The sequence below is a fragment of the Streptomyces sp. SAS_270 genome (assembly GCF_052543295.1).
The window spans coordinates 1-25,472 of sequence record NZ_JBMNDS010000021.1; the positions used below are offsets into that span (position 1 = coordinate 1).

Genomic DNA, 25,472 nt, shown 5'->3' on the forward strand with positions numbered 1-25,472 from the left:
GAGGGGGACTCCCGGAGACCACTCCGGGCTCCCCCTTCGTCGTAAGACGTCGTAAGGCGGAGAGACTCAGATGCGGACCTCGATCGTGCGGGCCAGCCGGTCGTGCAGGCCGCGGCCGTCGCGGTCCCAGATCAGGGCCGGGACGGCGAGGCACAGAAGCACGGTGCGCAGCAGGGCGCGCAGCGGGTTCAGCCGGCCGCCGCCCTCCGGGACGATCCGCAGGCCGAACAGGCGCTTGCCCGGGGTGAAGCCGACCGTGCCGACGGTGAGCACGCCGAGGACGAAGAAGATGAGCAGGGCCCAGTTGGAGGCCGCCGGACCGTAGCCGTGCGTGATGAGCCGGGATGCAATCAGCGCGCACAGGCCCCAGTCGACGACGAGGGCGCCGAGGCGCCGTCCCGGGCGGGCGATCGAGCCCGGCCCCTGCTCCGGCAGGCCCAGCTGTTCGCCGCGGTAGCCGAAGTCGACCCCGGCGTCCTCCGCGGCCGCGCGGGGTCCGGAGAGCCACGATCCGATTGCTTGCCTGTTGTCCACCCGTCCACGGTACTGCGCCCGTTTTGCCATGCGGACAGGTGGGGCCCCGGAGACCCGGGTCGGTTAACTTGGGCGAAACAAATGGGTCACGCTTGAGAAATCCGCCATCCCTATGGTCGGGTCCAGCGTGTGCCACCGCACTGGCCGCACGAACGAACTACCACCCCGGTCCCAGTGGGCGGGAGTAGGAGGAGCTGGATGTTCCAGAACGCCGACGAGGCCAAGAAGTTCATCGCGGATGAGGACGTCAAGTTCGTCGACGTCCGCTTCTGCGACCTTCCGGGTGTGATGCAGCACTTCACCATCCCGGCCGAGGCCTTCGACCCGACCGAGGAACTGGCCTTCGACGGCTCCTCCATCCGCGGCTTCCAGGCCATCCACGAGTCCGACATGGCGCTCCGCGCCGACCTGTCCACCGCGCGCGTCGACCCCTTCCGCCGCGACAAGACGGTCAACATCAACTTCTTCATCCACGACCCGATCACGGGCGAGCAGTACTCCCGTGACCCGCGCAACGTGGCGAAGAAGGCCGAGGCCTACCTCGCGTCCACCGGTATCGCCGACACCGCGTACTTCGGCCCCGAGGCCGAGTTCTACGTGTTCGACAGCGTGCGCTTCAAGACCGCCGAGAACGAGTCCTTCTACCACATCGACTCCGAGGCGGGCGCCTGGAACACCGGTGCGCTGGAGGACAACCGCGGCTACAAGGTCCGCTACAAGGGCGGTTACTTCCCGACCCCGCCGGTCGACCACTTCGCCGACCTGCGTGCCGAGATCTCCCTGGAGCTGGCCAAGTCCGGCCTCCAGGTCGAGCGCCAGCACCACGAGGTGGGCACCGCCGGCCAGGCCGAGATCAACTACAAGTTCAACACGCTGCTCGCCGCGGCCGACGACCTCCAGCTCTTCAAGTACATCGTGAAGAACGTCGCCTGGCGCAACGGCAAGACCGCGACCTTCATGCCGAAGCCGATCTTCGGTGACAACGGCTCGGGCATGCACGTCCACCAGTCGCTGTGGGCGAACGGCGACCCGCTGTTCTACGACGAGGCCGGCTACGCGGGCCTGTCGGACACCGCCCGCTACTACATCGGCGGCATCCTCAAGCACGCCCCGTCGCTGCTGGCCTTCACCAACCCGACGGTGAACTCCTACCACCGTCTGGTGCCGGGCTTCGAGGCGCCGGTCAACCTGGTGTACTCGCAGCGCAACCGCTCCGCGGCCATGCGTATCCCGATCACGGGCTCCAACCCGAAGGCCAAGCGCGTCGAGTTCCGTGCGCCCGACTCCTCCGGCAACCCGTACCTCGCGTTCGCGGCGCTGCTGATGGCCGGCCTCGACGGCGTCAAGAACAAGATCGAGCCGGCCGAGCCGATCGACAAGGACCTCTACGAGCTGGCTCCCGAGGAGCACGCGGGTGTCCCGCAGGTCCCGACCTCGCTGCCGGGTGTGCTCGACTCGCTGGAGCGCGACCACGAGTTCCTGCTCGCGGGCAACGTCTTCACGTCCGACCTGATCGAGACGTGGATCGACTACAAGCGCACCAACGAGATCGCGCCGCTGCAGCTGCGTCCGCACCCGCACGAGTTCGAGCTGTACTTCGACGTGTGATATCGCCCCAGGTCAGAGCGGGTTCCCGCTCCCCTGGGCCGTCTGTGGGCCGTCGGCCGTGTCCTTCCTCACCGGAAGGGCACGGCCGACGGCCCGTTTCGGGTTACGCGCCGCGACCGACGGTCGACGGCTACGGCTCGCCGCCGCTCAGGTCAGCGCATCGGCTTCGCCGGGGCCGGTGACCGCATCCGGTACATGGATCCGACGGCCGCGGAGCTGGACGCTTGACGAAAGCGATGGGCGCGGCCGTGATCGACCGGCACGGCGGCGCCGCTCCATCCCCTGGTCCGCGAGCGCGAACGCGCGCCGTGGCCAACCGGTCACCTCCAATCGCTTCGCGGCGGCTATCGCCGCGCCGGTTGCCTCCCTCACCCGTCCGCGAGCCCTGCGGGTCCTAGGAAGGTTGCGGAAGCGAGACCGGCACGGACCGGTGGCGCCGTTAACACCTTCCTAGGAAGGTGTTGCTTCGCTGTGTTGGGTCTGCGAGGGTGAGCCCATGACCAAGCCCATGACGGGCGCCGTCAGCGGCGCACAGAAGGTCGTCGTCGCGCTCCTGGCGCAGATCGAGAGCGGATCCCTGCGTCCCGGGGACCAGATCCCCACGATCGCTGCCCTGGCCGAGGAGCATGGCGTCAACAAGAACACCGCCAGCAAGGCCGTCGTGAGCCTCAAAGCGGCTGGCGTCCTCTCTGGGCTCGCAGGCGGAAACACCTGGGTGCGCATACCTCCACCACACCAAAGGCGCCAGAACACCCGGTATCACTCCGAGAAAGCAGCGGTCCGGCTACCGCAATCCGAGCGCTCAGACGCGGGGGTATCCGAGGCTGACTCAGGCATCGCTTTGCAAGACCTGCATGAGGACAGCGCAGAATACGCGGTCATCGAGGCGCCGCCAGAAATTTGCAATGCCCTGGAACTGCCCGCTGGAACCCGGGTGCTGCGCCGCACCTACACCAGGCGCCATGCCCAGAACGCAGGCGCCAGCCGCTCGATCAGCTATATCCCATACGACTTGGCGAGTGGCAACCCTGACCTACTGGACCCAACCCGTGAACCGTGGCCAGGAGGCACCATGCACCAGCTCTACACGGTTGGAGTGGAACTGGACAGGATCGTTGATCACGTAACGTCCAGTATGCCGACGCCCGAAGAGGTCCTGGATTTCGATATCCCGCCGGGTGTCCCGGTCCTCAGGATTCGGAAGATCAGTCATTCGACGGAAGGCAGACCCGTCGAGGTTTCCGATATCCCATTTCCCGCAGATCGCATCGAGCTGATCTACACCACACAGCTGGAGCGTTGGAGCTAATGCCTCTCATCAGCATCGTGACCCCGTCCAGAACGAGGGACAGGACTACCTCCTTGAGGCGTACGAGTCGCTGCGCTCTCAGGCCATGCCCTCGGGGTGGGATTGGGAATGGATCGTGCAGGAGGACGGCAGGACCGGCTTCCTCGCTTCGGTCCTCCCTGCTGACGACCGAATTTCCACAGGTACCGGTCGAAACGGCGGTGCGGCAATGACCCGCTCCATGGCGATGGCTCGCGTGAGGGGCGAGCTGGTTCGCGCCCTGGACGCGGATGACCTGCTGCCTCCCGGTGCGCTCGCGAGTGCCATCAACACATTGACGCAAAACCGCGACGCGGCATGGTGTGTGTCCGCGTGTTTGGACCTGCACCCCGACGGTTCCTTGCGGCCAGGTCCGCATGACCCTCCCGCGGGCCTGCTCGCGGACGGCGTGATGATGGATGGCTACAAGTCCGGGCGCTTCCCCGTCGTTGGCACCACGATGACTGCGCACACCGCTCTCGTCCACGCGATGGGGGCGTGGCCTGCGGTCCCGGCATCTGAGGACGTGGCTCTTCTGCTCCTCTGTGAGGCGGTCTCGCAGGGCTGGATGATCGATGAGCCGGGGGCTATCTACAGAAAGCACCCCAAGAAGCAGACTGCCCAGCCTGCGCACTGGGACCCGGCCGAGCGCGCGGCGCTGGATGGGATTCTTCTGCCTCGGTTGGAGGCAATTCGGAGCCTCGGCTGGCGCTGGAGTCCGTCGCAGGGAATGACAGCCACCGGAGAGCCCTCATGAGCAAGGTCATTTCGATCGTTACACCGGTACACGGCGAAGGGGCGCAGTTCCTCTCAGACGCGTACGCATCACTCCTCAGCCAAGATCTTCCCGACGGGTGGTCATGGGAATGGTGCGTGCAGGAGGACGGAAGCGATGTCCAGGCCGCGCGTCACCTTCCATCGGACGATCAGCGCATTCGCATCTCGGCATCTCGACGCGGCGGACCTCACGTGGCACGGACCATGGCGTTTGCCCGTTCAACTGGCCTCTACGTAAAGAATCTCGACGCCGACGACCAACTCACTCCCGGAGTACTGGCGCGCGACATCGCTGTGATGGAGGAACACCCCTCGGTGGGCTGGACCACTTCGCGAGTGGTCGACCTTCTGGAGGACGGGAGCACCGTCTCGTTTGACGGTGACCCAGACCCCGGATCCCTCCCGCAAGGGAGCGCGTATGGATTCTGGGCTGAACATCGGCGACCTCACGTTCACCCGGCCACGCTATGCGTTCGGCGCCCGCTCCTGGCGCTCCTGGGTGGATGGATGGCCCTGCCGGCTTCCGGCGACACGGGCCTGTTGCTGGGGCTCGATGCTCTGTCAGACGGATGGTTCATCGGCGACGTCGGCCTCATCTACCGCAAGCACGCAGGGCAGATCACAACGCACCCGCATCACAAAGCCGGAGCCGAATGGGAAGCCCGGATGTCGTTGATCCAGGAGCACGCCAGCGCTCTTCGTGCCTGGGTCGGCATCGCGATCGAGTCGGAGGCCAAGACGCTCGGTGCGGAGCCGTCCACCTGATCAAGGACAAGGCGAGAACGGGCCTGATCACCTTCGCGACGAAGGGGTCGTGGCTCGGCCGTAGCTGAGCGATGCCAGGCCTCGTGAACTTCTGCGAAGCCGTAGCCGATCGGATGGATGAAAGGCGCAGCCCGCCTCGGGAGGCCGAGACGGGCTGAACTGCCATCAGTTCTGTCGAGTGATCACTCTCGCGGATACTCCAGAACGATCATGCGAGCCCGCTGTGAATGTGCCGGTGTCAGCGGCCGCCGGGCCGTCGCTGGGCCGTCCGGGGGTGGTCGACGACCACAAGCAATGACAGACAACGACGGCATTCCTGCTGGTCAGAACGACTCCGAGAACAAGGCTCCGAGGTAGCGGCGCCGCACCGTCACTTCTTCGACGTGTGAGCCGACTCGCCCGTCAGCGCTGACGAAGGCCGCCGCCCCCTTTGTGGGGTGGCGGCCTTCGCCGTAGCGCGCAAGGGTCTTTCTTTGCTCGGCTTGGGGCCGAACGGGACCGGTTCATGGGAGACCGCAGGTGCACACTGGACATCGGGACGAGTGCCCGAGTGCGGAGTGATACCGCGGGGTGGTGCAGATGCAGAACCGGTTCCGGAGCGATCCGCGACTGACCGTGCGCATGACGGTCACGCTGTTCCTGCTCGGATTGCTGTACGTGGCCTTCGTCGCCGCGTTGATCGTGTTGCTGAAGTCCTGGGTGCTGGTCGTGGTCGTCGCGGCGGCGTTCCTCGGCGCGCAGTACTGGTTCTCCGACCGGATCGCGCTGTACGCGATGCACGGGCGGATCGTGGAGCGGGAGGAGTACGAGCAGCTGCACGGCGTCGTCGACCGGCTGTGTGCCGTCGCCGACATGCCGAAGCCGCTCGTCGCCGTCTCCGACCTGGACATGCCGAACGCGTTCGCGACCGGGCGCAACGCCGATCACGCGGTGCTGTGCGTGACCACGGGTCTGCTGCGCCGGCTGGAGCCGGACGAGCTGGAGGGTGTGCTCGCGCACGAGCTGTCGCACGTGGCGCACAGGGATGTCGCCGTGATCACCGTGGCGTCGTTCCTCGGGGTGATCGCCGGGCTGATCGTGCGGTTCGCGTTCTACTCGCAGCTGTTCGGCGGGCGGGGCCGCAAGGACCAGAACACGATGGCTGTCTTCATGGTCGTGATGGCGGTCTCGGCCGCCGTGTACGCGCTCAGTTTCCTGCTGATCCGGGCGCTGTCCCGGTATCGCGAGCTGGCCGCCGACCGGGCCGCGGCCCTGCTCACCGGGCGGCCCTCGGCGCTGGCCTCCGCGCTGACCAAGGTGTCCGGGGACATCGCGCGGATCCCGACGAAGGACCTGCGCACGGCGCAGGCCTTCAACGCCTTCTACTTCACGCCCGCCCTGGGCCGCACGCCCGGCATCGAGCGGTACTTCTCCACCCACCCGAGCCTGGAGCAGCGGCTCGAACAACTCGCGCACATCTCGGCCGAGTTGGGTGAGGCCGCCGCGCCCGGGAAGGCCGGTTGAGCATGGGGTTCCTGGACATTCTGCTCGGCCGTACGCGCCCCGCGCAGCCGGACCTCGACCAGCTCTTCGGGCTGCCGTCGGCCGCGGTGACCCTGGAGGCCGCCGCCGGCTTCACGCCGACCGGCACGGGTGCGGTGTGCTTCGCGAGCGTCGAGGGCCAGGCCTTCGCCCAGGCGCACGAGGAGGTGCAGGCGCTGCTCGACGCGGACGCCGAGCGGACCGGGCCACCGGTGCAGGTCGACCGGGACGAGTACGGGTACTCGTGGCTGGTCTCGCGCCGGGCACCCGACGACCTGCCCGCCCTGGTGAGCGATCTGCACGCGGTCAACAGCGCGCTGGAGGGCAGCGGCTTCGGGCCGCAGCTGCTCTGCTCGGTGGCGGCTTTCGAGACGGGCCCGGCCGGCGCACGGCGGCGGCTCGGGCTCGTCTACCTCTACAAGCGCGGCACGTTCTACCCCTTCGCCCCGGTGCCCGAGGGGAACCAGCGGCGGGACAACGCGCTCGAACTGCAGGTCAAGGCGGTGCTCGCCGATGACCTGCGGATCGAGCAGGACCTGAGCCGCTGGTTCCCGATCTGGGGCGCGCCGGGACTGTGAGGCCGTACGGCCTCTGCTGCCCTCAGGCCCCTGCCCAGGGGTTACTACGTGCGGTCCTGGCGGCGGGCCTCCAGGGGACGTTCGCGGCGGTAGCGGCGCTCCCACCTGGCCTGCCGGTCGCGGCGGTCGCGGTACGCGCGGTAGCTGGAGGGCATCGCCGGTCCCGACGCACCCCCGCCTCCTGACGAGGGTGCCGCCGCACCGCTGCCCCCGGTGCGGCCGTAGCGGGTGTACAGGAAGAGGACTGCTGCCGCCGCGAGCCAGAGGACGTGGTTGTTGAACCCTAAGAGAACGAGGATCACGGTCGCGGAAATGAACAAGGTGCCCATGACGGGACTCCTTGGGAGCGTGGACGACTGGTCTTGATGATGTGCCGGCGGGGCGCTGGGGGTGGGCGACCGTCCGTCGGTGCGTAGAGAGTAGCCCCGAGACCGCCAACTGATGCCTGTCCGGCGGGAAGCGGTCCCCGGAAGCTCTGGAGCGTGCTCTCAGCGTAGGGACGGCGCCCGAATGCGCGCACCTCGTTTTCCCCGGCTGCACCCTTTCCCGGAGCGCTATAGGTTGACACAAAGCCGACATAAGGGGTGTCTCGCATGAGCAATCTCTTCGTCATCGCCTACGACGACCTTGCCACCGCCAACCAGGTGCGCGAGAAGGTCTTCGCCCTGACCAAGGAGCACCTCGTCGAGCTGGAGGACGCGGTGGTCGTCGAACGGCACGAGGACGGGAAGATCAAACTGCACCAGGCGGTCAACCATACGGCGACGGGCGCGGCCGGAGGCGCACTGTGGGGCGGGGTCATCGGGCTGCTCTTCCTGGCGCCGCTGCTCGGCGCGGCGGTGGGCGCCGCGGCCGGTGCCGCCGGGGGCGCGGTCACGGACACCGGCATCAACGACGACTTCATGAAGGACCTCAGCCAGAACCTGCGCCCCGGCGCCGCCGCGCTCTTCCTCCTGGTCAAGCAGGCGGCCGGCGACAAGGTCATCCCCCAACTCGCAGCGTACGGCGGCCAGTTGGTGCAGACATCACTGAGCCAGGAGCAGGAGGACGCGCTGCGCCAGGCGATCGCTGCCGCACAGGCACCGAAGGCATGAGTGAATGGGCTCATGAGTGAGCTCTTCTCCTTCGCGCACGCCCACGACGGTGAACTACTCAAAGGGGTGGACAGCGGTGACGACGACGGTGGCCGGGCGGCCACCGTCGTCCTGCTGCACGGCGCGGGCATCGGCAGCAAGGAGCGGCTGATCCCGCTGCTCCAGGACTTCGTCGCCCGCGACTGCCGGGGCATCGCCTTCGACTTCTCGGGACACGGCGAAAGCTCGGGTGCGCTGGGCGAGTTGAGTCTGCGACGGCGCTTCGAGCAGGCCGTCGCCGTCATCGACGCCCGGGTCACGGCCGGGGGGCCGCTGATCCTGGTCGGGTTCAGCATGAGCGGCCAGACCGTCGCCGACCTCGCCGGCCACTACGGGCAGCGGGTGGCGGCACTCGGACTGTGCGCACCCGCCGTGTACGCGGCCGAGGCCTGGCCGGTGAAGTTCGGTGACGGACAGGGGCGGTTCAGCGACATCATCCGTACGCCGGACAGCTGGCGCGCGGCTCCGGCGCTCGACGTACTGCGGACGTACGCGGGACGCGCCGTGCTGGCCGTGCCGGGTACGGACGCCGTCATCCCGCCCGCCGTGACCGAGGCCGTGCAGGACGCGCTCACCGCTCGGGCCCGGTTCACCCGGTTCGAACTGCCGGACGCGGAGCACATGGTGGGCCTGTGGCTGTACGAACACGCCGCCGACCGGCGCCGGTTCGTGGACACCGTGCTCAGCGACCGCCTTCCGGTTCCGTCCGGTTAGCGGTCGTCCTGCGGCCTGCCGGCTGTCGCCTTGCGGCCGACAGGCCCTCGTCCCCTGTCAGGTCCAGCCGGCCGTCGACCACTTCCTGGGCCACCTCCGGCAGGCGGCGCCGGTGTGCGCGGGCGTGGCCGCGCAAGCGGGCGAAGGCGTCGTCGACGGAGACGGAGAGGCCGGCCGCGAGCACACCCTTGGCCTGTTCGATGACGACCCGACTGGTCAGGGCCTGCCCCAGCTGCTCGGCCAGGGCGCGGCTCTCACGCACCTCGCGCTCCTGGGCCAGGGCGAAGGCGGCGGCGTCGGTGAGCGACTGCGCGAGGTCCAGCACCTCGGCAGAGAGCGGCGCGTCGGAGGTGCAGAGGAGGACGAGAGCGCCCGTGGCCTCCTCGCCGCCGATGTCGGTGATCATCGGGAAGGCGGCGGCTCTGCGGTAGCCGAGAGCCAGGGCGCGGGGTGCGTAGCGCGTCCAGGCCCTGCCTGTTCCATGGTCGCCGTCGATGGCCGCGTCCGGCACCGTGCGGCCGGTGGTCTGCGCATCGTGCCCGGGCCCCTCGCCCCACTGCAGTGCGTCCCGCTCCAGTTGCCGCAACTGCCCGTCCGTGCCCGCCAGTTGCGCGGAGGCCGGCCCGTCGGGAGCGTATCGGGCCATCGCCGCGCAGCAGCCCAGCAAGTCCGTGCCGTGGGACGCCAGCGTCGCGAGCACGCGGGACGGGTCGGAGGGCTCGCCCAGGGTTGCGCCGGCGAGTTCGACAAACGCTCGCGCCAGCCGCTGCGGCGCGAAGGGCGTGGTCATGAGGCTCCCGCTCCTTTCGGACGTCTGCCACTCGCAGAAGTTCCGGTTTCTGTGCCCAGTTTCTCCACTTCCGGCATCCGGGGTGGGTCGTTCGGAGGATCGGACACCTCGTCTCGGGGAGTGGACGTCGCCGGCGGCTCAGCCGAGACGCACATCCCCCCGGACGATGCGCGCCGCCACGTCCTGCACGGGTTCACCCTCGCTGAAGGCACGGGCTTTGATGAGTTCCAGGGCGTCGGCCACCGGACAGGCCGCCTGGACGGAGACCATGCCGGCCGCCTGGTGGACGACGGCGCGGTGGTCGACACCGCCGTAGAACTCGGGGTCGGCCTGTGGGCCGGAGACCATGGTGCGCGTCAGCGCCTCGGCGATGTCCGTGAAGACGGTGGTGAGCCCTGGACCCGGGTCGAAGACGGTCAGGGAACCGAGACAGCTGTCCCGCAATGTGAGCGGCACGGCGACCACTTCCTTGATCCCCAGCTCCTCGGCCTCGGGCCCGTACCCTGGCCAGCGGTCGCGCAGCCGCGCGCCGGATGCCCTCACCGTGCGGTGCCGGACCATGGCGTCCCTGGTCGGCCCCTCTCCGAGAACGAACTCCAGTTCCTGTGCGGCACGGGCCTGATCATTCGACGCGGCAACCGCGAGCTGACTGTGGTCGGACCCCGTGAAGGTGACGGCCGCGCTCCGGGTACCACAGGCCGCAGCGACCCCGGTCATGAAGCGAGGCGGCGCCCCGCAGCCACCTTCCCAGGAGGCCAGCAGACGGGCATAGTCCTCATGCAGCTCGGCCGCGGTGCGGTGACAGGCCGCTGACCTGCGATGCACTCCGGCGAGGCGTACATGGAGGGCCACTCCGGTGACCTTGGCCAACCGTTCCTGGAGCTCGGCCGCGTCGATCTCCCGCGCCTCGCGCTCACGTGCGAGAGCGGCCCGCCGCCGGACCCCCGACGCCGGCTCAGAGTGTGATGAACTCCCACTGGAGTACATGCCCGCATCGTACGCCCGGCCGGGTCATCCGGAAGCGCCGTTCCGGCTCTCTTCCATCAGCAGGACCACGCCGCCGCGATGCCCCTCGTACGGGCTGCAGCGAACGGCGCAGGTCAGAGACTTGCCGATCCGGTTCACAGCTGCGACGTACAGGGGAACGGCGCGCTGCCCGGTCTCGAGGCACTTGAGGATCACATCGCGCAGCGCCTCCGCGGGCAGTCCGAAATCGAGGCCGAAGAAGGACTGGTCGAGAACCTCGTCGGAGCGCAGGCCCCACATGTCGACGGCACCGGTGTTCCAGCTCTTGACCTTCAGGTCCCGGTCGAGGACGACGACTCCGGCCCCGATGCTGGACAGCACGCCGTCGAGAAAGGCGCGGGTCTCGTCCAGCTCCTCGGTGCGGACCCGCATCTCCTCGTTCATGGTCTCCAGTTCTTCGTTGCCCGACTGGAGTTCCTCGTTGGTCGTCTCCAACTCCTCGTTGGTGGACTGGAGTTCCTCGTTGGTCGTCTCCAGCTCCTCGATGCTGGACTGAAGTTCCTCGTTCGTTGTCTCCAACTCCTCATTGGTGGACTGGAGTTCCTCGTACGCCGTCTCCAGGTCCTCCCGTACCCGCTTGACCTCGGCCTTGAGCTGGGTCGCGACCGTGACGTCGGTGAAGGTGACGGTGGTGCCGATGGGCAGGCCGGTGGGGCTGACGAGCGGCTGGATGAGGATGTCGAAGTACTGGACCTCCTCGCCGATGTGGCGCTCGGCGGCGTTGATCCGCAGGGTGCGGCGCTCGTGCGTGGCCTGCTCGATCAGCGAGCGCAGCTCCACCGGCCGGTAGGAGATCTCCAGGTCCTGGAAGGGGCGCCCGAGATCGCCCTCGGCGAGACCGAACTGTGTGCGGGCATGGCCGTTGACGAGGACCACCATGCCCTCGGCGTCGATGGCCAGCACAGCGCCCGGAATCGCGTCGAGGATCAGGTCGCGCAGGTGGCGGGTGCGGACCGCGGCCTGCAGTTCGACACCCACACCCGCTCTGATCTTCACCGTGCTCGGCGGGTACGGCGGTCCCCCGGCCCCCGGGCGGCGGCGGAACACCCGCTGCCGCATGCTCGCCACATCGAATCTGTCCGAGTCGTTGAGCAGCATTTCGGCCTTGCCGAGGAAGAGGAAGCCGTCCTCGCGCAGTGCGAAGTGGAAACGATCGATGATCTGCGTCTGCGCCTCGACGTTGAAGTACATCAGCGTGTTGCGGCAGACCAGCAGGTCGAGCCGGGAGATCGGGGCGTCGCGGGTGATGTCGTGACGGCCGAAGATGACCCGGCGGCGCAGATCGGAGCGGAAGCTGAACCGGGCGCCGTTCCGCTCGAAGTACTTGTCGCGCAGCTCCGCGGAGAGCGGTTCGAGGGCCTTGGCCGAGTAGAGACCCGAGCGCGCCTCCCTGAGCGCCTCCTCGTCGACGTCCGTACCGTAGATCTTGACGCGGCTCATGGCCTCCTCGTTGCCGAGGGCCTCCGCGAACATGATCGCCAGCGAGTACGCCTCCTCGCCGCTGGAGCAACCCGCGCTCCACACCCGGATCTCCTCGTCGGGCTCCCGCTGAGCGATGATCTCGGGCACCACCTCGCGCTGCAGGAAGGTCCAGGCGTCGGGGTCGCGGAAGACGGAGGTGACGTTGATCAGGATGGTGTTGAAGAGGGCGTTGAACTCACCCGCGTCCGTCTCCAGGCGGTCGCGGTAGTCGGCGTACGACGCGACGTCCACTTCGGCCATGCGCTTGCGGATGCGCCGCCCCAGTGTGGATCGCTTGTAGCCGGTGAAGTCGAATCCGCGCGCGTCCCGCAGAAAGCCGAGGAGACTCTCCAACTCCTCGTCCGACTCGACTTCCTGCACGTCGCTCATTACCGCCTCATTGCCTCTCGGTCTCCACCAGCCCGCGGATCACCGCGGGGATCTCCTCCAGAGGTAGCACGAAGTCCACTGCTCGCGTACCCACGGCTGCCTCCGGCATGCCTCTGAATTCCGCCGAGGCCGGATCCTGCACGATGACGGTGCCGCCTCGTGACTTCACGGCATCCACGCCCATCGCTCCGTCGCTGCCGGACCCGGTCAGCACGCAGGCGATCGCGCGGGCTCCGAAGGCGCCTGCCAGGGACTCGAAGAGGAGATCGGCGGAGGGGCGTACGAAGTGGACGAGTTCGCTGTCGGACAAGGCCAGCACACCGTCCGCGCTCACCAGGAGGTGGCGGTTGGGCGGTGCGATGTAGATGGTGCCCGGGGCGGCGCGTTCACCGGCCTCCGCGAGCTTCACGTCGAGCGGGGTGCGACGGGCGAGGATCTCCGCGATCACCGTGCGGTGGCGCGGATCGAGATGCTGGACGACGAGCACCGGGACCGGGAAGTCGGCGTCGAGGGCGCCGAGCACCTCGATCAGTGCGTGAATGCCGCCCGCGGACGAGGCGATCGCCACCACCGCGTACTGTTCCGCCTGACCCGGATCGGACGTTTCAGCCGTCATGTACGGAGCGTAGCGCCGCCCACGCGGTTCACGCGGCCGCCCACGTGGTCCACCGGGCTGCCCGGTGACCGGAGCCGCTCACACACCCGGTGCCGCCGTCACCACGCCCGCCGCCACCGCCGCGCCCAGCGTCGCGTGGTCCGCCGCGTTCTGGTCGGCGTACCGCAGGGCGAAGTCCGCGACGGCGCACTCGAAGGTGTCGGCGCCGCCCAGGTACGCGGCGACGGCGATCCGGTCGCCCGAGCGGGCGTGCGCGCGCGACAGGGCGGTGCCGCAGAGCCGGGCGTACTGGACGAGGCGGTCCGGCGTCATGCCCGCGACGTCCGCCGAGCCCTTCATGTCGCGCAGTTGACGCCAGTAGAACGCCCGGCCCTGCGGCCCGGTCATCCAGCCGAGAAAGATGTCGCTCGCCGCCTGCAGCAGCCGCTGCCCCGCGACCACGCGGTGCCCGGGATGGACGTACGGGCCGGTCGGCAGATGCGCTTCCAGTACGGACCGGCGCGCTTCCTTGATCTGCAGGAACAGCGGGTCGTCCACGTCCCGTCCGGCGAGCAGCACGACGAAGCAGCGGGTGCCGACGCTGCCCACACCGACGACCTTGCGGGCCGCGTCCACGAAGCGGTAGCGGTCCAGGAGCAGGCGGCGCTCCTCGGAGAGGGTGGAGCGGTAGTCGCTGAAGCTCTTGCGGAGCACCGCCATGTCGGGGGCTCCGGCGGGTTCCAGCAGCGGCGGGTCGTGGACGATACGGCGCCGGCCGTCGACGGTCTCGGTGAGTTTCCCGAGCGCGTGCAGGCTGGTACGGCGGCGGGCGCGGGTGAGCGTCGACTCCACGCGCCTGCGACGGTGGCCGGCGCGGACCAGCGGGAGCAGGTGGTCGGTGTCGATGCGCTCGTACCAGACGGCCAGTTCGCCCTGTCCGGCCAGCCGCCGCATGCTCTTGCGGTACGCGGCCGCCGCCTCCCGCGCCGCGCGGTGCACCTGGCTGTCCGAGTGCCCGTTCTCGCGCGCCGCCACCGCGACACTGGCCGCGAGCCGTTTCACGTCCCATTCGAACGGGCCCGGATACGTCTCGTCGAAGTCGTTGAGGTCGAAGAGCAGATTGCGTTCCGGGGAGGCGTACAGGCCGAAGTTGAGCAGGTGCGCGTCGCCGCAGAGCTGCACGGTCAGGCCCGTGTGGGGCTGCGCGGCGAGGTCCTCCGCCATGACGGCGGCTGCTCCGCGCAGGAACGCGAACGGGGAGGCGCCCATCCGGCCGTAGCGGATCGGCAGCAGCTCCTGGAGGCGGTCCCTGCCCTGCCGTTCCAGTACGGCGACGGGGTCGGGGCGGTCCACGGACGGTATCCAGGTGCCGTGGGCGGAACGGGGGACGCGCTTGCGGGCGGCCTTTCCCTGGGCGGCTCGGTCGGTGGGGGTCGTCATGGGGTCGGTCTCGTGTATCGCCGGCCGTGCTTCGTCATGGGGTTCCCGCCTCTGCCGCCGTTACCGCCCTTCCCTGGTCGTATCAGTCAAGGTGGTGGGGCGGGTGGTGCGCATGCCGGGTACGGCGATCGGGTGACGGGACGGGCGGGAGGGCGTTCGATGAGAGTGCATTCGGTGGGCGATGCGAAGGTGACAAAACAGGTGGTGGCTGAGTGAGTGGGAAGCAGCGGCACGTGGGGGTGGCGGAGCGGCGGGGGCGGCTCGCGCTGCGGCAGCGGCTCGCGGGGGCGGCGCGAGCGGCGGGCCCCGAGGACGTCGCCGCGTCGCTGGTCGCGCTGCACGGGACCGATCCGGCGACGGTGTACCTGGCGGTGGGCGCGCGGCTCGCCGAGCCCGGCAAGACCGTGACCGAGGTCGAGCGGGCGCTCTACGAGGACCGGACGCTGGTGCGGATGCACGGCATGCGGCACACCGTGTTCGTCTTCCCGACCGAACTGGCCGCCGTCGTACACGCGTCGACCGGGCTCGCCATCGCCGCGAAGGCCCGTGCCGGGCTGCTGAAGGACATCGTGACCGGCAGCGGCGGGCGGCTGACCCCGGAGTGGCTCGCGGAGGTGGAGACATCCGCGCTCGCCGCGCTGGCCCGGCGCGGGCAGGCCACGGTGAACGAACTCACCGAGGACGAGCCGCGGTTGAGGGAGCAGTTCACCTACGGCGCCGGCAAGAGCTACGAGAGCCCGCAATCTGTGTCGTCCAGGCTGATGCGGGTGCTCGGCGTCGAGGGGCGGGTCGTGCGGGGGCGTCCGCTGGGGTCGTGGACCTCGACCCAGTTCCGCTGGGCGGTGGCTCCGCCGCATCCCGAACTGCCCGTCGGCGAGGCGCAGTCGGAGCTGCTGCGGCGATGGCTGACCGCGTGCGGGCCCGCGACCGAGGCGGACCTGAAGTGGTGGACGGGGTGGCGGGTTACGGAGGTACGGCGTGCGCTGGCCGCCGTGGGGGCGGTGGCCGTCTCGCTCGACGGTGGGGTGACGGGGTACGTCGCGGAGGGCGACGCCGAGCCGGTCGCGGGGGCCGCCGAGCCCTGGGCCGCGCTGCTGCCCGGGCTCGACCCCACGGCCATGGGGTGGCAGGACCGTGACTGGTTCCTGGCTTCCTCTCTGCGGGGTGCCTTGTTCGACGGCAGCGGGAACGTGGGGCCCACGGTGTGGTGGGACGGTCGCGTGGTCGGAGGATGGGCGCAGCGGGCCGACGGCGAGATCGTGTGGCGGCTCCTTGATGCGGCGGGGGTCGGCCGGGAAGCAGAGGCGGCCATCTCTGCGGAGGCTGCTCGGCTGGCGGGGTGGGTGGGGGCGACGCGGGTCACTCCACGGTTCCGGACTCCGCTGGAGCGGGAGTTGGTTGCGGGGGTGGGGTCCTGATGTGGGGTCTGGCGGGGGCGCCGTTCGCGTGGGGCCGGTGGGTGGGTCGGGTCCGTGCCGGTACGTCTTGCCCGTCGCCGCGTGGGCGTACTGCCCGGGGGTCGAGCACGGCGAAACTCGGCTGGGGGCCTGCTACGCGACGGGCAGAGACGTACCGGCACGGACCCTTCCGTGCGTACGCGACTGCGGGTGCGTGCGGGCGCGCGGATGCCGCTTCACTGCGGGTGCGTGTGACGCCGGGGGCCGGCGAAGCCTCGTTTCTGCGGGCAATCGTGCCGCTAGGGGCGGCACGGGTGGGCGCAGCGGCGCCTCGTAAGCGCCGAGTTGCGTGACCCACCCCCGCCCAGCACCCACACCGGGCGCGAAGGAAACAAGGGGTACCCGGAGTTTGCCCACCCACCCCGGGTGAGCTTCGAACGAGGGTGAGGTTGTTGGTCCGCCGGGCGCCTCTGGAGGAGGGGCCCGGCGGAGGGGGGCTCAGCGGGAGTAGCGCAGCAGGGCGCGGACCATGTGGCAGGTGGTGTCCGACGGCGGATGGACACCGATGAGCTCCGCGGTGCTGCGTATCGTCTCGTTGCGAGCCTGGTTCGGGACATACACCCCGGTGTCGAGCAGAGCGATGGCAAGCCGCATCGCCTTGAGGCGGCGGTTGTGCGTGACGTACCAGTCACGAGGCCGCCCCGGGGGCAGCGGACGCTTCTCGACCGGCTCGTACGGCAGGTCCAGCAGGACCGCCCTCTTGGACGTGGACTGGGTCGGCTTCGGCTTCAGTGCGGCAGCGGGCACAGGCATCCTCCTGTCGCGGTCAGGGCGCCGTCCGGACCACCCGGCGACACCCTCGAACACTGCTTCTATTCTACTGCCAGGCACTGACAAAAGCCGCTGGCCACAAGGGCTTTCAGGGGGCCGTGACACCCGGGATCAGAGGGGTCTCGCGTAACGTGTGCGGCATGGAGATCTGGATCAACCCGGCCTGTTCGAAGTGCCGCAGCGCCCTCACCCTGCTGGACGCCGAAGGCGCCTCGTACACCGTGCGCCGGTACCTGGAGGACGTGCCGAGCGAGGACGAGATCCGCGAGGTGCTGGAGCGGCTCGGCCTGGAGCCGTGGGACATCACGCGCACCGAGGAGGCCGTCGCCAAGGAGCTCGGTGTCAAGGAGTGGGCCCGGGACGACGATGCGCGCGAGCAGTGGGTGCGGGCGCTGGCCGAGCACCCCAAGCTGATCCAGCGGCCCATCATCACCGCGGAGGACGGCACGGCGGTCGTGGGCCGCACGGAGGAAGCCGTACGGGACGCCATGTCCCGTTAGTCGGACCGGTCGTCGGGCCCGTAGTCGGGGCGGCCGACGATCTTCAACTCTCCTGTGACCTACGTTACTTGAGCGACTCCTGAAACTCTTGAGTAACTCCGTTCGGTATCTCGTACATAGCGGCGTACGGAACGCGTCCGGCCGCCAACGGTGGCGGCCGGGGACAGGAGGCGCGCATGTCGCGTAGGAGAACTCTCAGTCCCAAGAAGAAGCTCGCGCTGCTGGTCAGTGCCGCGGCGGTGGCCGGTGGTGGTGCGTTCGCCATGGCGGCCACCTCCAACGCGGCGCCGGTCACCAAGAGCTCGCAGGATTCGACCGCTTGCCTGGGACTGGCCACCGCGCTCGGCAACAACCAGAAATTCATCGACGGTCAACGGGCCACGCCCGACGCCCAGTCGCAGGCGCGGATCGCCAACCGCGAGGCGGTCATCGCCCAGATCAAGGTGCAGCAGAAGGCGTCCGGGTGCACGGTTGGGGAGTCGGCTCAGGACTCCCAGGCCACGCAGCCCTCGACCGCCGCACCTGCACAGACCGCGCCCGCCCAGACAAATCCCGCCCAGACGGCCCCGGCCCAGACCGCTCCCGCGAACAACGGGAACGCAAACGGCGGCGCCGCGAGCGGTCAGCAGGTCTGCAACGGCTCCACTGTCACCCTCTCCGGCGAGGGCGGCGCCCCGGCCGCGTCCAGCAACCAGTTCGCGAAGGGAACGAAGCTGCGGGTCACCAACCTGGACAACAACAAGTCCACGACGGTGGAGGTCACTTCGACCTCCGGAAGCTGCGCGCTGCTCAACAACGCGGCCTTCGAACAGGTCCGGGAGCCCGGCAAGTTCCTGATCCGCCGGGCCCTGATCGAGAAGGTGGGGTGACACTCACCGGCCGAGAAAGTCCGCCAGGCGGCGATTGAGCCCGGGCGGCACGGTGTGCGGCAGTGAGTGGTGGGAGGCGCCCGGCAGGACGTCGGTCTCCGCTCGCGGCAGCATCCCGGCCGCCCGGGTCGCCACGCGGCGAGCGTCATGGGTCCTGCTGTTTCCGGCCAGGAGCAGCAGGACCGGCATGTCGAGCGTACGCAGCGCCTCGCGCGCCGGTCGCGGACCGGTCACCGGCTTCACGGAGGGGTAGCCGGCGGCCGCTTCCTGCAGTCGGAGCCAGTCGGGGTCCAGGGGTACTCCCCCGGTCTCCCACTCCAGGAAGGTCCGGACCCGTGCGGGCGAGGGCCGCAGCAGCATCGGCAGGGCGCGCATCAGGTACGCCGCCTTGAATCCGGCGAAGCACCCGGTCGGATCAAGGAGGAACAGGCGGCGAACGCGGGTGGGCGCGTGCAGTGCGTAGTGGAGGGCGATCCAGCCGCCGTACGAGTGCCCGCCGAGGTCGACGGTATCGGCGCCGATGCCGTCGAGCAGCGCGTCCAGCCAGGACGTCAGGTCGGCCACCGTACGCAGGGGGCGGTCGGCGGCCGGAACGCTGTGACCCGGGCGGCCGATCAGGTCGACGGCGTGGACGCGGTGTGTGCGGGCGAGGGCGGCGGCCTGGGCGGACCAGGAGGCCGAGGTCCCGCCGTCGCCGCCGGGCAGGAGCAGGAGCGGGGGGCCGTCGTGCGGACCGCACACGTTCACCTGCGTCGCCCCGAACGGCGTCGCGACCGTTACCGCCTCCCGGTCCGCCGGCCACCCGGCCATGACCTTCTCGTACGCCGCCCCGAACCCGGCCGCGTCGTACGTGCTGCGAACGCTCATGTCACTCTCCCCTATTATCTCGGTGAGCGAGATACTCGGTGGGCGAGATACTAACGGAGGCCGGGCATGACGAACCAGGAATCGCGGATGGAGATCGTTCATCTGCTGCGCGCGGCGGCCGTCGAACTCGGCCTGCACAGCGCCCGGTTCGCACAGCTCAACGGCATGCACCCCACCGACGTACGGGCTCTGATCGCGCTCATGGACGCCCGCCGGGACGGTACGGCGATGACCGCAGGGCGGCTCGGTTCGCTGCTCGGGCTCAACTCGGCCGGGACCACGGCGCTCGTCGACCGGCTGGAGCGGGCCGGGCATGTGCGGCGCGTACGGGACGAGCGGGACCGGCGGCGCGTGCTCGTCGAGGTCGACGAGCGGGCGGTCGCGCTGGGGTGGGACTTCTTCGCGCCGCTGATCGGCCGGTCCATGGAACTGCTCGACGGATACGACGAGCGGCAGCTTGCGGCGGTGCGCGGCTTCCTGGCCGGAGTACGGGAAGCCGCGGCGTCCGACCGCGAGGGCGAAGGCGCAGACGCAGGGGCAGGAGCAGGAGCAGCGGAAGCCGGGGCCGAGGCCGAAGGCTCATGAGCCGCCAGTGACCCGCGTGGGCCGCGCCGACCCCCGCAACCCCATCGCATACGAGCGCCCGCCCACGGACACGAGCCGTCTCGCCGCTTCGCGCTCTGCATCTGCGAACAGCTTCTTCGCACAGCGCGAACACAGGCGTGCCCGCTCTCAGCGAGTGAGTCGCAGCACACCGGCACCAGGTAACACGGGGTTCACATTCGAGCAATGATCGGGAAACCGCCCGTTGACAGGGTGCGGGTAACCCCGGCGGTGCCCCAGTGCCGTAGCGCCGCAGCACCCGCAAGTGCGCATAGACCCACCCCGAAGGATGTGGCCCCGTGACCTTCAAGGCTGAGTACATCTGGATCGACGGCACCGAGCCGACGGCCAAGCTCCGCTCGAAGACGAAGATACTGAGCGACGACGCCAAGGGTGCCGAGCTGCCGATCTGGGGCTTCGACGGGTCCTCCACGAACCAGGCCGAGGGGCACGCCTCGGACCGAGTACTCAAGCCGGTCGCCGTCTACCCGGACCCGATTCGCGGTGGCGACGACGTCCTCGTCATGTGCGAGGTCCTCAACATCGACATGACGCCGCACGAGTCCAACACGCGTGCCGCGCTGGCCGAGGTCGAGGAGAGGTTCGGCGCCCAGAAGCCGATCTTCGGCATCGAGCAGGAGTACACCTTCTTCAAGGGTGCGCGCCCGCTCGGCTTCCCCGAGGGCGGCTTCCCGGCCGCGCAGGGCGGCTACTACTGCGGTGTCGGCTCGGACGAGATCTTCGGCCGTGACGTCGTCGAGGCGCACCTGGAGAACTGTCTCGCCGCGGGCCTCGGCATCTCCGGCATCAACGCCGAGGTCATGCCCGGCCAGTGGGAGTTCCAGGTCGGCCCGCTGGCGCCGCTGGAGGTCTCCGACCAGCTGTGGGTCGCGCGCTGGCTGCTCTACCGCACCGCCGAGGACTTCGGCGTCTCCGCGACGCTGGACCCGAAGCCGGTGAAGGGCGACTGGAACGGCGCGGGCGCGCACACCAACTTCTCCACGAAGGCGATGCGCGAGGGCTACGACGCGATCATCACCGCGTGCGAGTCGCTCGGCGAGGGCTCCAAGCCGATGGACCACGTCAAGAACTACGGCGCCGGCATCGACGACCGCCTGACGGGCCTGCACGAGACCGCCCCGTGGAACGAGTACTCCTACGGCGTCTCCAACCGCGGCGCCTCGGTCCGTATCCCGTGGCAGGTCGAGAAGGACGGCAAGGGCTACATCGAGGACCGCCGTCCGAACGCGAACGTCGACCCGTACGTCGTGACGCGGCTGATCGTCGACACCTGCTGCACCGCGCTGGAGAAGGCCGGTCAGGTCTGATCCGCACCGCACTTCCCCGAGGGGCGTCCACCGCTGCGGTGGGCGCCTCCTCGCGTTGTCGGCGCCCGAGGGCGTCCGACCAGTGAGAGGACTCTCCTGCCCGGCTCCCGCTTCTGCTTCAATGGGCTCATGACCGGCTTCCAGAACCGCACCGCGACGGGTCGCCATGACCTTGAGCCGTTCTGGCCTTCCCGTCAGCACCACGACTTCGACCGGGTGTGTTGTCGCGCGATGAACGCGCCGGCCCTCTAAAGCCGTACACCCCCGGCCTTCGGCCCGCGCGCACGACGTACGTCCCCGACGACCCCGACCACGAACTCGCGGTCGTCGGCTCTCCCGACGAACTCCTCGCGCGAAAGAGCTGACCTCTCATGGCGAACCCCCGTTCCTTCTCGTCCGTCGCGACCGCTCCCGCCCCTGCCGCACCGGCCGTCTCCGGACGCCACCGACTGCGCGCCGTGGACCGGGACGAGGTGGTCGATGTCGCCGACTTCCTTCCGCCGGGCGCCACTTGGCTGCCCGCGCCCCAGCACACTCTGCCGGTACTGCCGGGCCGGCCGCCGATGATCGGCTACCTGGTGCTCGTACCTGCCGACCAGCAGACCCTGCTGCCGTTCGGCGTCCCCGACCTGCCCGAGGCGCCCGGGTCGCCGGAGACCGCCGACAGCGATGACCCGCTCGTGGACGTCGACACCGTGCGGCGCACCGCCCGGGTCGACGGGGTGCCGCTCGACCTCACCTACCTGGAGTTCGAGCTGCTCGCGCATCTCGTCGCGCACCCGCACCGGGTGCACACCCGGGACCAGTTGGTCACCACGGTGTGGGGTTACGGGCACGTGGGCGACGGCCGGACCGTCGACGTCCATGTCGCGCGGCTGCGGCGCAAGCTCGGCGCGCAGCACCGGCAGACGATCCAGACGGTGCGCCGGGTCGGCTACAAGTACGCGCCGCCGACCGGGCGCTGACCGTCGCGCCGGCCTCGGCGGATCTTCTGTCAGCAGAACCCCGTTCCCTGCCGCCCGGCGTCCGGGCAGAGTCGGCGTATGAGACTTCTGATGCTGGGCGGTACGGGGTTCGTGGGGCCTGCCGTCGTCGAGGCGGCCCTCGCCCGGGGCTGGGACGTGACCGTCTTCCACCGGGGCCGGCACGAACCTCCGGCGGGCGTACGGTCGTTGCTCGGCGACCGCACCACGCCGGACGGGCTCGCGGCGCTCGCCGACGGTGAGTGGGATGTCGTCGTCGACACCTGGTCGGCGGCGCCGCGCGCCGTGCGGGACACGGCGCGGCTGCTGGCCGGCCGGGCCTCGCGGTATGTGTACGTGTCGAGCTGCTCGGTGTACGCGTGGCCGCGGGGTGTCGGATGCACCGAGGCCGGTGCCCTCGTGGAGGGGGCGTCCGCGGACGCCGAGCAGACCGACTACGCGCGCGACAAGCACGGCGGTGAGCTGGCCGTCCTCGACGCCTTCGGGGCGGAGCGTTCGCTGCTCGTGCGGGCCGGGCTGATCCTCGGGCCGCACGAGGACATCGGGCGGCTGCCGTGGTGGCTCAACCGGATCGCCCGCGGCGGCCCCGTGCTGGCGCCCGGGCCGCGCGACCTTCCCCTCCAGTACGTCGACGTCCGCGACCTCGCCGAGTGGGTTCTCGCGGCGGTGGAGGGGGAGTTGAGCGGGCCGTACAACCTCGTCAGTCCCTCCGGGCATACGACGATGGAGGCGCTCCTCGACGCATGCGTCAGCGCCACCGGAGCCGAGGCGGAGCTGCGGTGGACGGAGCCTCGAGAGGTGCTGGACGCGGGGATCGAGCCCTGGGTGCAGTTGCCGGTGTGGTTTCCGCCGGGGGACGTCCACGACGGGATCCACCGGCTGGATGTGTCGCGGGCCGTTGCGACGGGGCTTCGGTGCCGGGATGTGTCGGAGACGGTCGCCGACACGTGGGCGTGGCTGCGGGCCCGTGGCGGGGACGCCCCTCAACGGGACGACCGGCCGGTGGTGGGGCTCGACCCCGCGGTCGAGGCGGCGGTCCTGGCGGGGTGACCGGGCCCCCGGGTGCCCCCTTGCCTTGCTCGGTCACCCGGGGTGGGTGGGCAAACCCCGGGTGCCCCTTGCTCGAACGGTCACCCGGGGGTGGGTGGGCAAACCCCTCTCACCCCTCGTTTGAACGGTCACCCGGTGTGGGTGCCGGCCGGGGGTGGGTCACGCAACTCGGCGCTTACGAGGTGCCGCTGCGCCCACCCGTGCCGCCCCTGGCGGCACGATTGCCCGCAGTGACGAGGCTTCGCCAGCCCCCCGGCGCCACACGCACCCCCGCTGCTGGGTGGGCAGCCGCCCCTAGCGGCACGATTGCCCGCAGCTAGGACGGCCCGCAGCCGCGTGCGCACGGCCCCCGGCCCCCGGCCCCCACGCGAACGGCGCCCCACTAGGGGTGCCAACACCACCCCCGCTGGGGTGCCCGGCCCCGTGACCCCGGTCGGCTGTTCCGGAAGACTGGCGGCATGGAGATGACGTGGGCGGGATGGCGGCGTGTGGGGGTGGCCGCAGGGCGGGGCCTGGTGCTGGCGGTGGTGAGCCTGGCCGGGGCGCTCGCCCTGTTCGTGCTGTCCGTCGTGTCCCTCGCGGTCATCCCCGCGGGCATAGGCATCTTCACGACCCCGTGGGTGCTCACCGGCGTACGCGCCTTCGCGGACTGGCGGCGGCTCGTGGCCGCGGAGTGGTGCGGGGTGCGGATCCCGCCCGCGTACCGCCCGATCCCGGACGGCGCGAAGCCCTGGACCCGCTGCTTCCGGATGCTCGGTGACTCCGCGACCTGGCGGGACCTCTGCTGGCTGCCGGTCGACATGACCGCGGGGTTCCTGACCGCGCTGCTGTCCGCCGTCCTCGCCTTCTACCCCCTGGAGGGCTTCGCGCTCGCGCTCGGCCTGTGGCGGGCGTTCACGGACGGCACACACGTCAACTGGTGGTACGGCTTCGTGCCCGTCTCGGGCCAGGGTTCGGCGCTCCTCGCCGGCGCCCTGGCCGCCGTGCTGCTGTTCACTTCCTACTTCGCCACCCCGGCCCTCCTGCGCGGCCACTTCCTGATCGTCCGCGCCGCCCTCGCCCCGGGCCAGCGTGAACTCGCCGAGCGCGTCCGGGTGCTGACCGAGACCCGACGGGACGCCGTGGACACCTCGGCGACCGAACTGCGCCGGATCGAGCGGGACTTGCACGACGGTGCGCAGGCGCGGCTCGTCGCGATGGGCATGGACCTGGGGACGATCGAGGCACTGATCGAGAAGAACCCGGCGAAGGCGAAGGAGCTCCTCGCCCGGACCCGGGAGTCCTCCGCGGAGGCGCTGACGGAACTGCGCGACCTGGTGCGCGGCATCCATCCGCCGGTGCTCGCGGAGCGCGGACTCGGCGACGCCCTGCGGGCGTTGGCGCTGCGGATGCCCCTGCCGACCGAGGTGAGTGTCGAACTTCCCGAGGGCCGCGCGGACGCGCCCGTGGAGTCGGCGGCGTACTTCGCGGTGAGCGAGCTGCTCACCAACGCGGTGAAGCACTCCGGCGCGGACCGCCTCTGGGTGGACGTCCACCACACGGACGGCAGGCTGCGGATCACGGTCACCGACAACGGCGGGGGCGGCGCACGCATCGGCGGGGGGTCCGGGCTGACCGGGGTCGAGCGGCGACTGGGTACATTCGACGGCGTACTGGCCGTCAGCAGCCCCGCGGACGGTCCCACCATGGTGAGCATGGAGATCCCTTGCGCGTTGTCCTAGCCGAAGACCTGTTCCTGCTGCGCGACGGACTGGTGCGGATGCTCGAGGCGTACGACTTCGAGATCGCGGCAGCCGTGGAGAGCGGCCCCGAGCTCACCCGGGCGCTCGCCGAGGAGGCGCCGGACGTCGCCGTCGTCGACGTACGGCTGCCGCCCTCGCACACCGACGAGGGGCTGCAGTGCGCGCTGCAGGCCCGCCGTGACAGGCCGGGGCTGCCGGTGCTGGTGCTGTCGCAGCACGTGGAGCAGTTGTACGCGCGGGAGTTGCTCGCGGACGGCGCGGGCGCGGTGGGCTATCTGCTCAAGGACCGGGTGTTCGACGCGGAGCAGTTCATCGACGCCGTACGGCGGGTCGCGGCCGGCGGTACGGCCATGGACCCGCAGGTGATCCAGCAGCTGCTGTCGCGCCGCTCCAGCACCGACCAGCCGCTCGGCCGGCTCACCCCGCGCGAGCGGGAGGTGCTGGAACTGATGGCGCAGGGCCGGTCGAACGCGGCCATCGCGGCCGGACTCGTGGTCACGGAACGGGCGATCGCGAAGCACACGTCCAACATCTTCGCCAAGCTGGACCTGGAGGTCTCGGACGACGACAACCGGCGCGTACTTGCGGTGCTCGCCTATCTGGACCAGGGCAGCCACTGAATATCAGTCAAAAGCCGGTTGTA

27 protein-coding genes are annotated in these 25,472 nt (G+C 70.0%); 18 read left to right on the plus strand and 9 right to left on the minus strand.

Annotated elements, in window-relative coordinates; all coding sequences use genetic code 11:
- Positions 1-66 precede the first annotated feature (66 nt).
- Positions 67-534 (minus strand): RDD family protein, encoded by a 468-nt coding sequence (locus ACN6LB_RS16540; protein ID WP_445026509.1) that lies wholly within the window; start codon positions 532-534, stop codon positions 67-69.
- A 198-nt stretch (positions 535-732) separates the two neighbouring features.
- On the opposite strand from ACN6LB_RS16540, the gene glnA reads away from it, so the two are divergent.
- From glnA to pspAB, 6 genes are all read left to right on the plus strand, one after another.
- The gene (gene glnA, locus ACN6LB_RS16545; protein ID WP_356144926.1) at positions 733-2,142 is read left to right on the plus strand and encodes a type I glutamate--ammonia ligase; all 1,410 of its coding nucleotides are present in this window, start codon (positions 733-735) and stop codon (positions 2,140-2,142) included.
- A 496-nt stretch (positions 2,143-2,638) separates the two neighbouring features.
- Entirely contained in the window at positions 2,639-3,451 is an 813-nt protein-coding gene (locus tag ACN6LB_RS16550) for a GntR family transcriptional regulator (RefSeq protein WP_445026510.1), read from the plus strand.
- 70 nt (positions 3,452-3,521) lie between these two features.
- The gene (locus ACN6LB_RS16555; protein ID WP_445026645.1) at positions 3,522-4,226 is read left to right on the plus strand and encodes a GltA; all 705 of its coding nucleotides are present in this window, start codon (positions 3,522-3,524) and stop codon (positions 4,224-4,226) included.
- Positions 4,223-5,011 carry a glycosyltransferase family 2 protein gene (locus tag ACN6LB_RS16560; RefSeq protein ID WP_445026511.1) on the plus strand — a complete coding sequence of 263 codons (789 nt, stop codon included), beginning with the start codon at positions 4,223-4,225 and terminating at the stop codon, positions 5,009-5,011. The genes ACN6LB_RS16555 and ACN6LB_RS16560 overlap by 4 nt, the downstream gene beginning before the upstream one ends.
- A gap of 579 nt (positions 5,012-5,590) precedes the next feature.
- Positions 5,591-6,514 carry a zinc metalloprotease HtpX gene (htpX, locus tag ACN6LB_RS16565; RefSeq protein ID WP_445026512.1) on the plus strand — a complete coding sequence of 308 codons (924 nt, stop codon included), beginning with the start codon at positions 5,591-5,593 and terminating at the stop codon, positions 6,512-6,514.
- Between the two features lie 2 nt (positions 6,515-6,516).
- Positions 6,517-7,110 (plus strand): PspA-associated protein PspAB, encoded by a 594-nt coding sequence (gene pspAB / locus ACN6LB_RS16570; protein WP_356144914.1) that lies wholly within the window; start codon positions 6,517-6,519, stop codon positions 7,108-7,110.
- A gap of 44 nt (positions 7,111-7,154) precedes the next feature.
- Here the strand turns inward: pspAB and ACN6LB_RS16575 are convergent, their stop codons facing one another.
- Complete coding sequence (locus ACN6LB_RS16575) at positions 7,155-7,439, minus strand: hypothetical protein (RefSeq protein WP_356144912.1); 285 nt, start codon at positions 7,437-7,439, stop codon at positions 7,155-7,157.
- 264 nt (positions 7,440-7,703) lie between these two features.
- Here ACN6LB_RS16575 and ACN6LB_RS16580 point away from each other — a divergent pair, with 264 nt between their 5' ends.
- The gene (locus ACN6LB_RS16580) at positions 7,704-8,204 is read left to right on the plus strand and encodes a DUF1269 domain-containing protein (RefSeq protein ID WP_445026513.1); all 501 of its coding nucleotides are present in this window, start codon (positions 7,704-7,706) and stop codon (positions 8,202-8,204) included.
- Positions 8,205-8,216: 12 nt separating this feature from the next.
- Complete coding sequence (locus ACN6LB_RS16585) at positions 8,217-8,957, plus strand: alpha/beta hydrolase (protein ID WP_445026514.1); 741 nt, start codon at positions 8,217-8,219, stop codon at positions 8,955-8,957.
- On the opposite strand, the gene ACN6LB_RS16590 is transcribed toward ACN6LB_RS16585, so the two are convergent.
- The 5 genes from ACN6LB_RS16590 to ACN6LB_RS16610 form a co-directional block, all read right to left on the minus strand.
- A complete protein-coding gene (locus tag ACN6LB_RS16590) occupies positions 8,926-9,747 on the minus strand; it encodes an ANTAR domain-containing protein (RefSeq protein ID WP_445026515.1) in 822 nt (273 codons plus the stop codon). The genes ACN6LB_RS16585 and ACN6LB_RS16590 overlap by 32 nt on opposite strands.
- Before the next feature lie 138 nt (positions 9,748-9,885).
- Entirely contained in the window at positions 9,886-10,734 is an 849-nt protein-coding gene (locus ACN6LB_RS16595; RefSeq protein ID WP_445026517.1) for a GAF and ANTAR domain-containing protein, read from the minus strand.
- Positions 10,735-10,758: 24 nt separating this feature from the next.
- Positions 10,759-12,624 (minus strand): CheR family methyltransferase, encoded by a 1,866-nt coding sequence (locus tag ACN6LB_RS16600; RefSeq protein ID WP_445026518.1) that lies wholly within the window; start codon positions 12,622-12,624, stop codon positions 10,759-10,761.
- Between the two features lie 7 nt (positions 12,625-12,631).
- A complete protein-coding gene (locus tag ACN6LB_RS16605; protein WP_445026520.1) occupies positions 12,632-13,240 on the minus strand; it encodes a chemotaxis protein CheB in 609 nt (202 codons plus the stop codon).
- A gap of 78 nt (positions 13,241-13,318) precedes the next feature.
- Positions 13,319-14,659 (minus strand): DUF2252 domain-containing protein, encoded by a 1,341-nt coding sequence (locus ACN6LB_RS16610; RefSeq protein WP_445026521.1) that lies wholly within the window; start codon positions 14,657-14,659, stop codon positions 13,319-13,321.
- Between the two features lie 212 nt (positions 14,660-14,871).
- Between ACN6LB_RS16610 and ACN6LB_RS16615 the strand changes: the two genes are divergently transcribed.
- Positions 14,872-16,077 carry a winged helix DNA-binding domain-containing protein gene (locus ACN6LB_RS16615; protein ID WP_445026522.1) on the plus strand — a complete coding sequence of 402 codons (1,206 nt, stop codon included), beginning with the start codon at positions 14,872-14,874 and terminating at the stop codon, positions 16,075-16,077.
- Between the two features lie 477 nt (positions 16,078-16,554).
- On the opposite strand, the gene ACN6LB_RS16620 is transcribed toward ACN6LB_RS16615, so the two are convergent.
- Positions 16,555-16,863 (minus strand): hypothetical protein, encoded by a 309-nt coding sequence (locus ACN6LB_RS16620; protein WP_445026523.1) that lies wholly within the window; start codon positions 16,861-16,863, stop codon positions 16,555-16,557.
- 164 nt (positions 16,864-17,027) lie between these two features.
- Between ACN6LB_RS16620 and ACN6LB_RS16625 the strand changes: the two genes are divergently transcribed.
- Together ACN6LB_RS16625 and ACN6LB_RS16630 are read left to right on the plus strand one after the other, a co-directional pair.
- Complete coding sequence (locus ACN6LB_RS16625) at positions 17,028-17,387, plus strand: arsenate reductase family protein (RefSeq protein ID WP_445026525.1); 360 nt, start codon at positions 17,028-17,030, stop codon at positions 17,385-17,387.
- 176 nt (positions 17,388-17,563) lie between these two features.
- Positions 17,564-18,256, plus strand: coding sequence for a hypothetical protein (locus ACN6LB_RS16630; protein ID WP_445026526.1), 693 nt, complete (start codon positions 17,564-17,566; stop codon positions 18,254-18,256).
- A 3-nt stretch (positions 18,257-18,259) separates the two neighbouring features.
- On the opposite strand, the gene ACN6LB_RS16635 is transcribed toward ACN6LB_RS16630, so the two are convergent.
- Complete coding sequence (locus ACN6LB_RS16635; protein WP_445026527.1) at positions 18,260-19,123, minus strand: alpha/beta fold hydrolase; 864 nt, start codon at positions 19,121-19,123, stop codon at positions 18,260-18,262.
- Positions 19,124-19,189: 66 nt separating this feature from the next.
- Between ACN6LB_RS16635 and ACN6LB_RS16640 the strand changes: the two genes are divergently transcribed.
- From ACN6LB_RS16640 to ACN6LB_RS16670, 7 genes are all read left to right on the plus strand, one after another.
- A complete protein-coding gene (locus ACN6LB_RS16640) occupies positions 19,190-19,708 on the plus strand; it encodes a MarR family transcriptional regulator (protein ID WP_445026528.1) in 519 nt (172 codons plus the stop codon).
- Between the two features lie 317 nt (positions 19,709-20,025).
- The gene (gene glnII / locus ACN6LB_RS16645) at positions 20,026-21,054 is read left to right on the plus strand and encodes a glutamine synthetase (RefSeq protein ID WP_445026530.1); all 1,029 of its coding nucleotides are present in this window, start codon (positions 20,026-20,028) and stop codon (positions 21,052-21,054) included.
- Between the two features lie 221 nt (positions 21,055-21,275).
- Complete coding sequence (locus ACN6LB_RS16650; RefSeq protein WP_356144882.1) at positions 21,276-21,419, plus strand: hypothetical protein; 144 nt, start codon at positions 21,276-21,278, stop codon at positions 21,417-21,419.
- Between the two features lie 6 nt (positions 21,420-21,425).
- Positions 21,426-22,019 (plus strand): winged helix-turn-helix domain-containing protein, encoded by a 594-nt coding sequence (locus ACN6LB_RS16655; RefSeq protein ID WP_445026531.1) that lies wholly within the window; start codon positions 21,426-21,428, stop codon positions 22,017-22,019.
- A 78-nt stretch (positions 22,020-22,097) separates the two neighbouring features.
- Positions 22,098-23,087 (plus strand): SDR family oxidoreductase, encoded by a 990-nt coding sequence (locus ACN6LB_RS16660; protein ID WP_445026533.1) that lies wholly within the window; start codon positions 22,098-22,100, stop codon positions 23,085-23,087.
- A gap of 458 nt (positions 23,088-23,545) precedes the next feature.
- Positions 23,546-24,808, plus strand: a complete 1,263-nt coding sequence (locus ACN6LB_RS16665; protein ID WP_445026535.1) for a sensor histidine kinase — start codon at positions 23,546-23,548, stop codon at positions 24,806-24,808.
- Entirely contained in the window at positions 24,793-25,449 is a 657-nt protein-coding gene (locus ACN6LB_RS16670; protein WP_356149349.1) for a response regulator transcription factor, read from the plus strand. Before ACN6LB_RS16665 ends, ACN6LB_RS16670 begins: the two co-directional genes overlap by 16 nt.
- Positions 25,450-25,472 lie beyond the last annotated feature (23 nt).

Bases quoted from the DNA above. Each gene is read 5' to 3' on its own strand.
- glnA (WP_356144926.1), top strand. From the start codon at position 733: ATGTTCCAGAACGCCGACGAGGCCAAGAAGTTCATCGCGGATGAGGAC.
- ACN6LB_RS16550 (WP_445026510.1), top strand. From the start codon at position 2,639: ATGACCAAGCCCATGACGGGCGCCGTCAGCGGCGCACAGAAGGTCGTC.
- ACN6LB_RS16560 (WP_445026511.1), top strand. From the start codon at position 4,223: ATGAGCAAGGTCATTTCGATCGTTACACCGGTACACGGCGAAGGGGCG.
- htpX (WP_445026512.1), top strand. From the start codon at position 5,591: ATGCAGAACCGGTTCCGGAGCGATCCGCGACTGACCGTGCGCATGACG.
- pspAB (WP_356144914.1), top strand. From the start codon at position 6,517: ATGGGGTTCCTGGACATTCTGCTCGGCCGTACGCGCCCCGCGCAGCCG.
- ACN6LB_RS16575 (WP_356144912.1), bottom strand. From the start codon at position 7,439: ATGGGCACCTTGTTCATTTCCGCGACCGTGATCCTCGTTCTCTTAGGG.
- ACN6LB_RS16580 (WP_445026513.1), top strand. From the start codon at position 7,704: ATGAGCAATCTCTTCGTCATCGCCTACGACGACCTTGCCACCGCCAAC.
- ACN6LB_RS16585 (WP_445026514.1), top strand. From the start codon at position 8,217: ATGAGTGAGCTCTTCTCCTTCGCGCACGCCCACGACGGTGAACTACTC.
- ACN6LB_RS16590 (WP_445026515.1), bottom strand. From the start codon at position 9,747: ATGACCACGCCCTTCGCGCCGCAGCGGCTGGCGCGAGCGTTTGTCGAA.
- ACN6LB_RS16595 (WP_445026517.1), bottom strand. From the start codon at position 10,734: ATGTACTCCAGTGGGAGTTCATCACACTCTGAGCCGGCGTCGGGGGTC.
- ACN6LB_RS16600 (WP_445026518.1), bottom strand. From the start codon at position 12,624: ATGAGCGACGTGCAGGAAGTCGAGTCGGACGAGGAGTTGGAGAGTCTC.
- ACN6LB_RS16605 (WP_445026520.1), bottom strand. From the start codon at position 13,240: ATGACGGCTGAAACGTCCGATCCGGGTCAGGCGGAACAGTACGCGGTG.
- ACN6LB_RS16610 (WP_445026521.1), bottom strand. From the start codon at position 14,659: ATGACGACCCCCACCGACCGAGCCGCCCAGGGAAAGGCCGCCCGCAAG.
- ACN6LB_RS16625 (WP_445026525.1), top strand. From the start codon at position 17,028: ATGGAGATCTGGATCAACCCGGCCTGTTCGAAGTGCCGCAGCGCCCTC.
- ACN6LB_RS16630 (WP_445026526.1), top strand. From the start codon at position 17,564: ATGTCGCGTAGGAGAACTCTCAGTCCCAAGAAGAAGCTCGCGCTGCTG.
- ACN6LB_RS16635 (WP_445026527.1), bottom strand. From the start codon at position 19,123: ATGAGCGTTCGCAGCACGTACGACGCGGCCGGGTTCGGGGCGGCGTAC.
- ACN6LB_RS16640 (WP_445026528.1), top strand. From the start codon at position 19,190: ATGACGAACCAGGAATCGCGGATGGAGATCGTTCATCTGCTGCGCGCG.
- ACN6LB_RS16655 (WP_445026531.1), top strand. From the start codon at position 21,426: ATGGCGAACCCCCGTTCCTTCTCGTCCGTCGCGACCGCTCCCGCCCCT.
- ACN6LB_RS16660 (WP_445026533.1), top strand. From the start codon at position 22,098: ATGAGACTTCTGATGCTGGGCGGTACGGGGTTCGTGGGGCCTGCCGTC.
- ACN6LB_RS16665 (WP_445026535.1), top strand. From the start codon at position 23,546: ATGGAGATGACGTGGGCGGGATGGCGGCGTGTGGGGGTGGCCGCAGGG.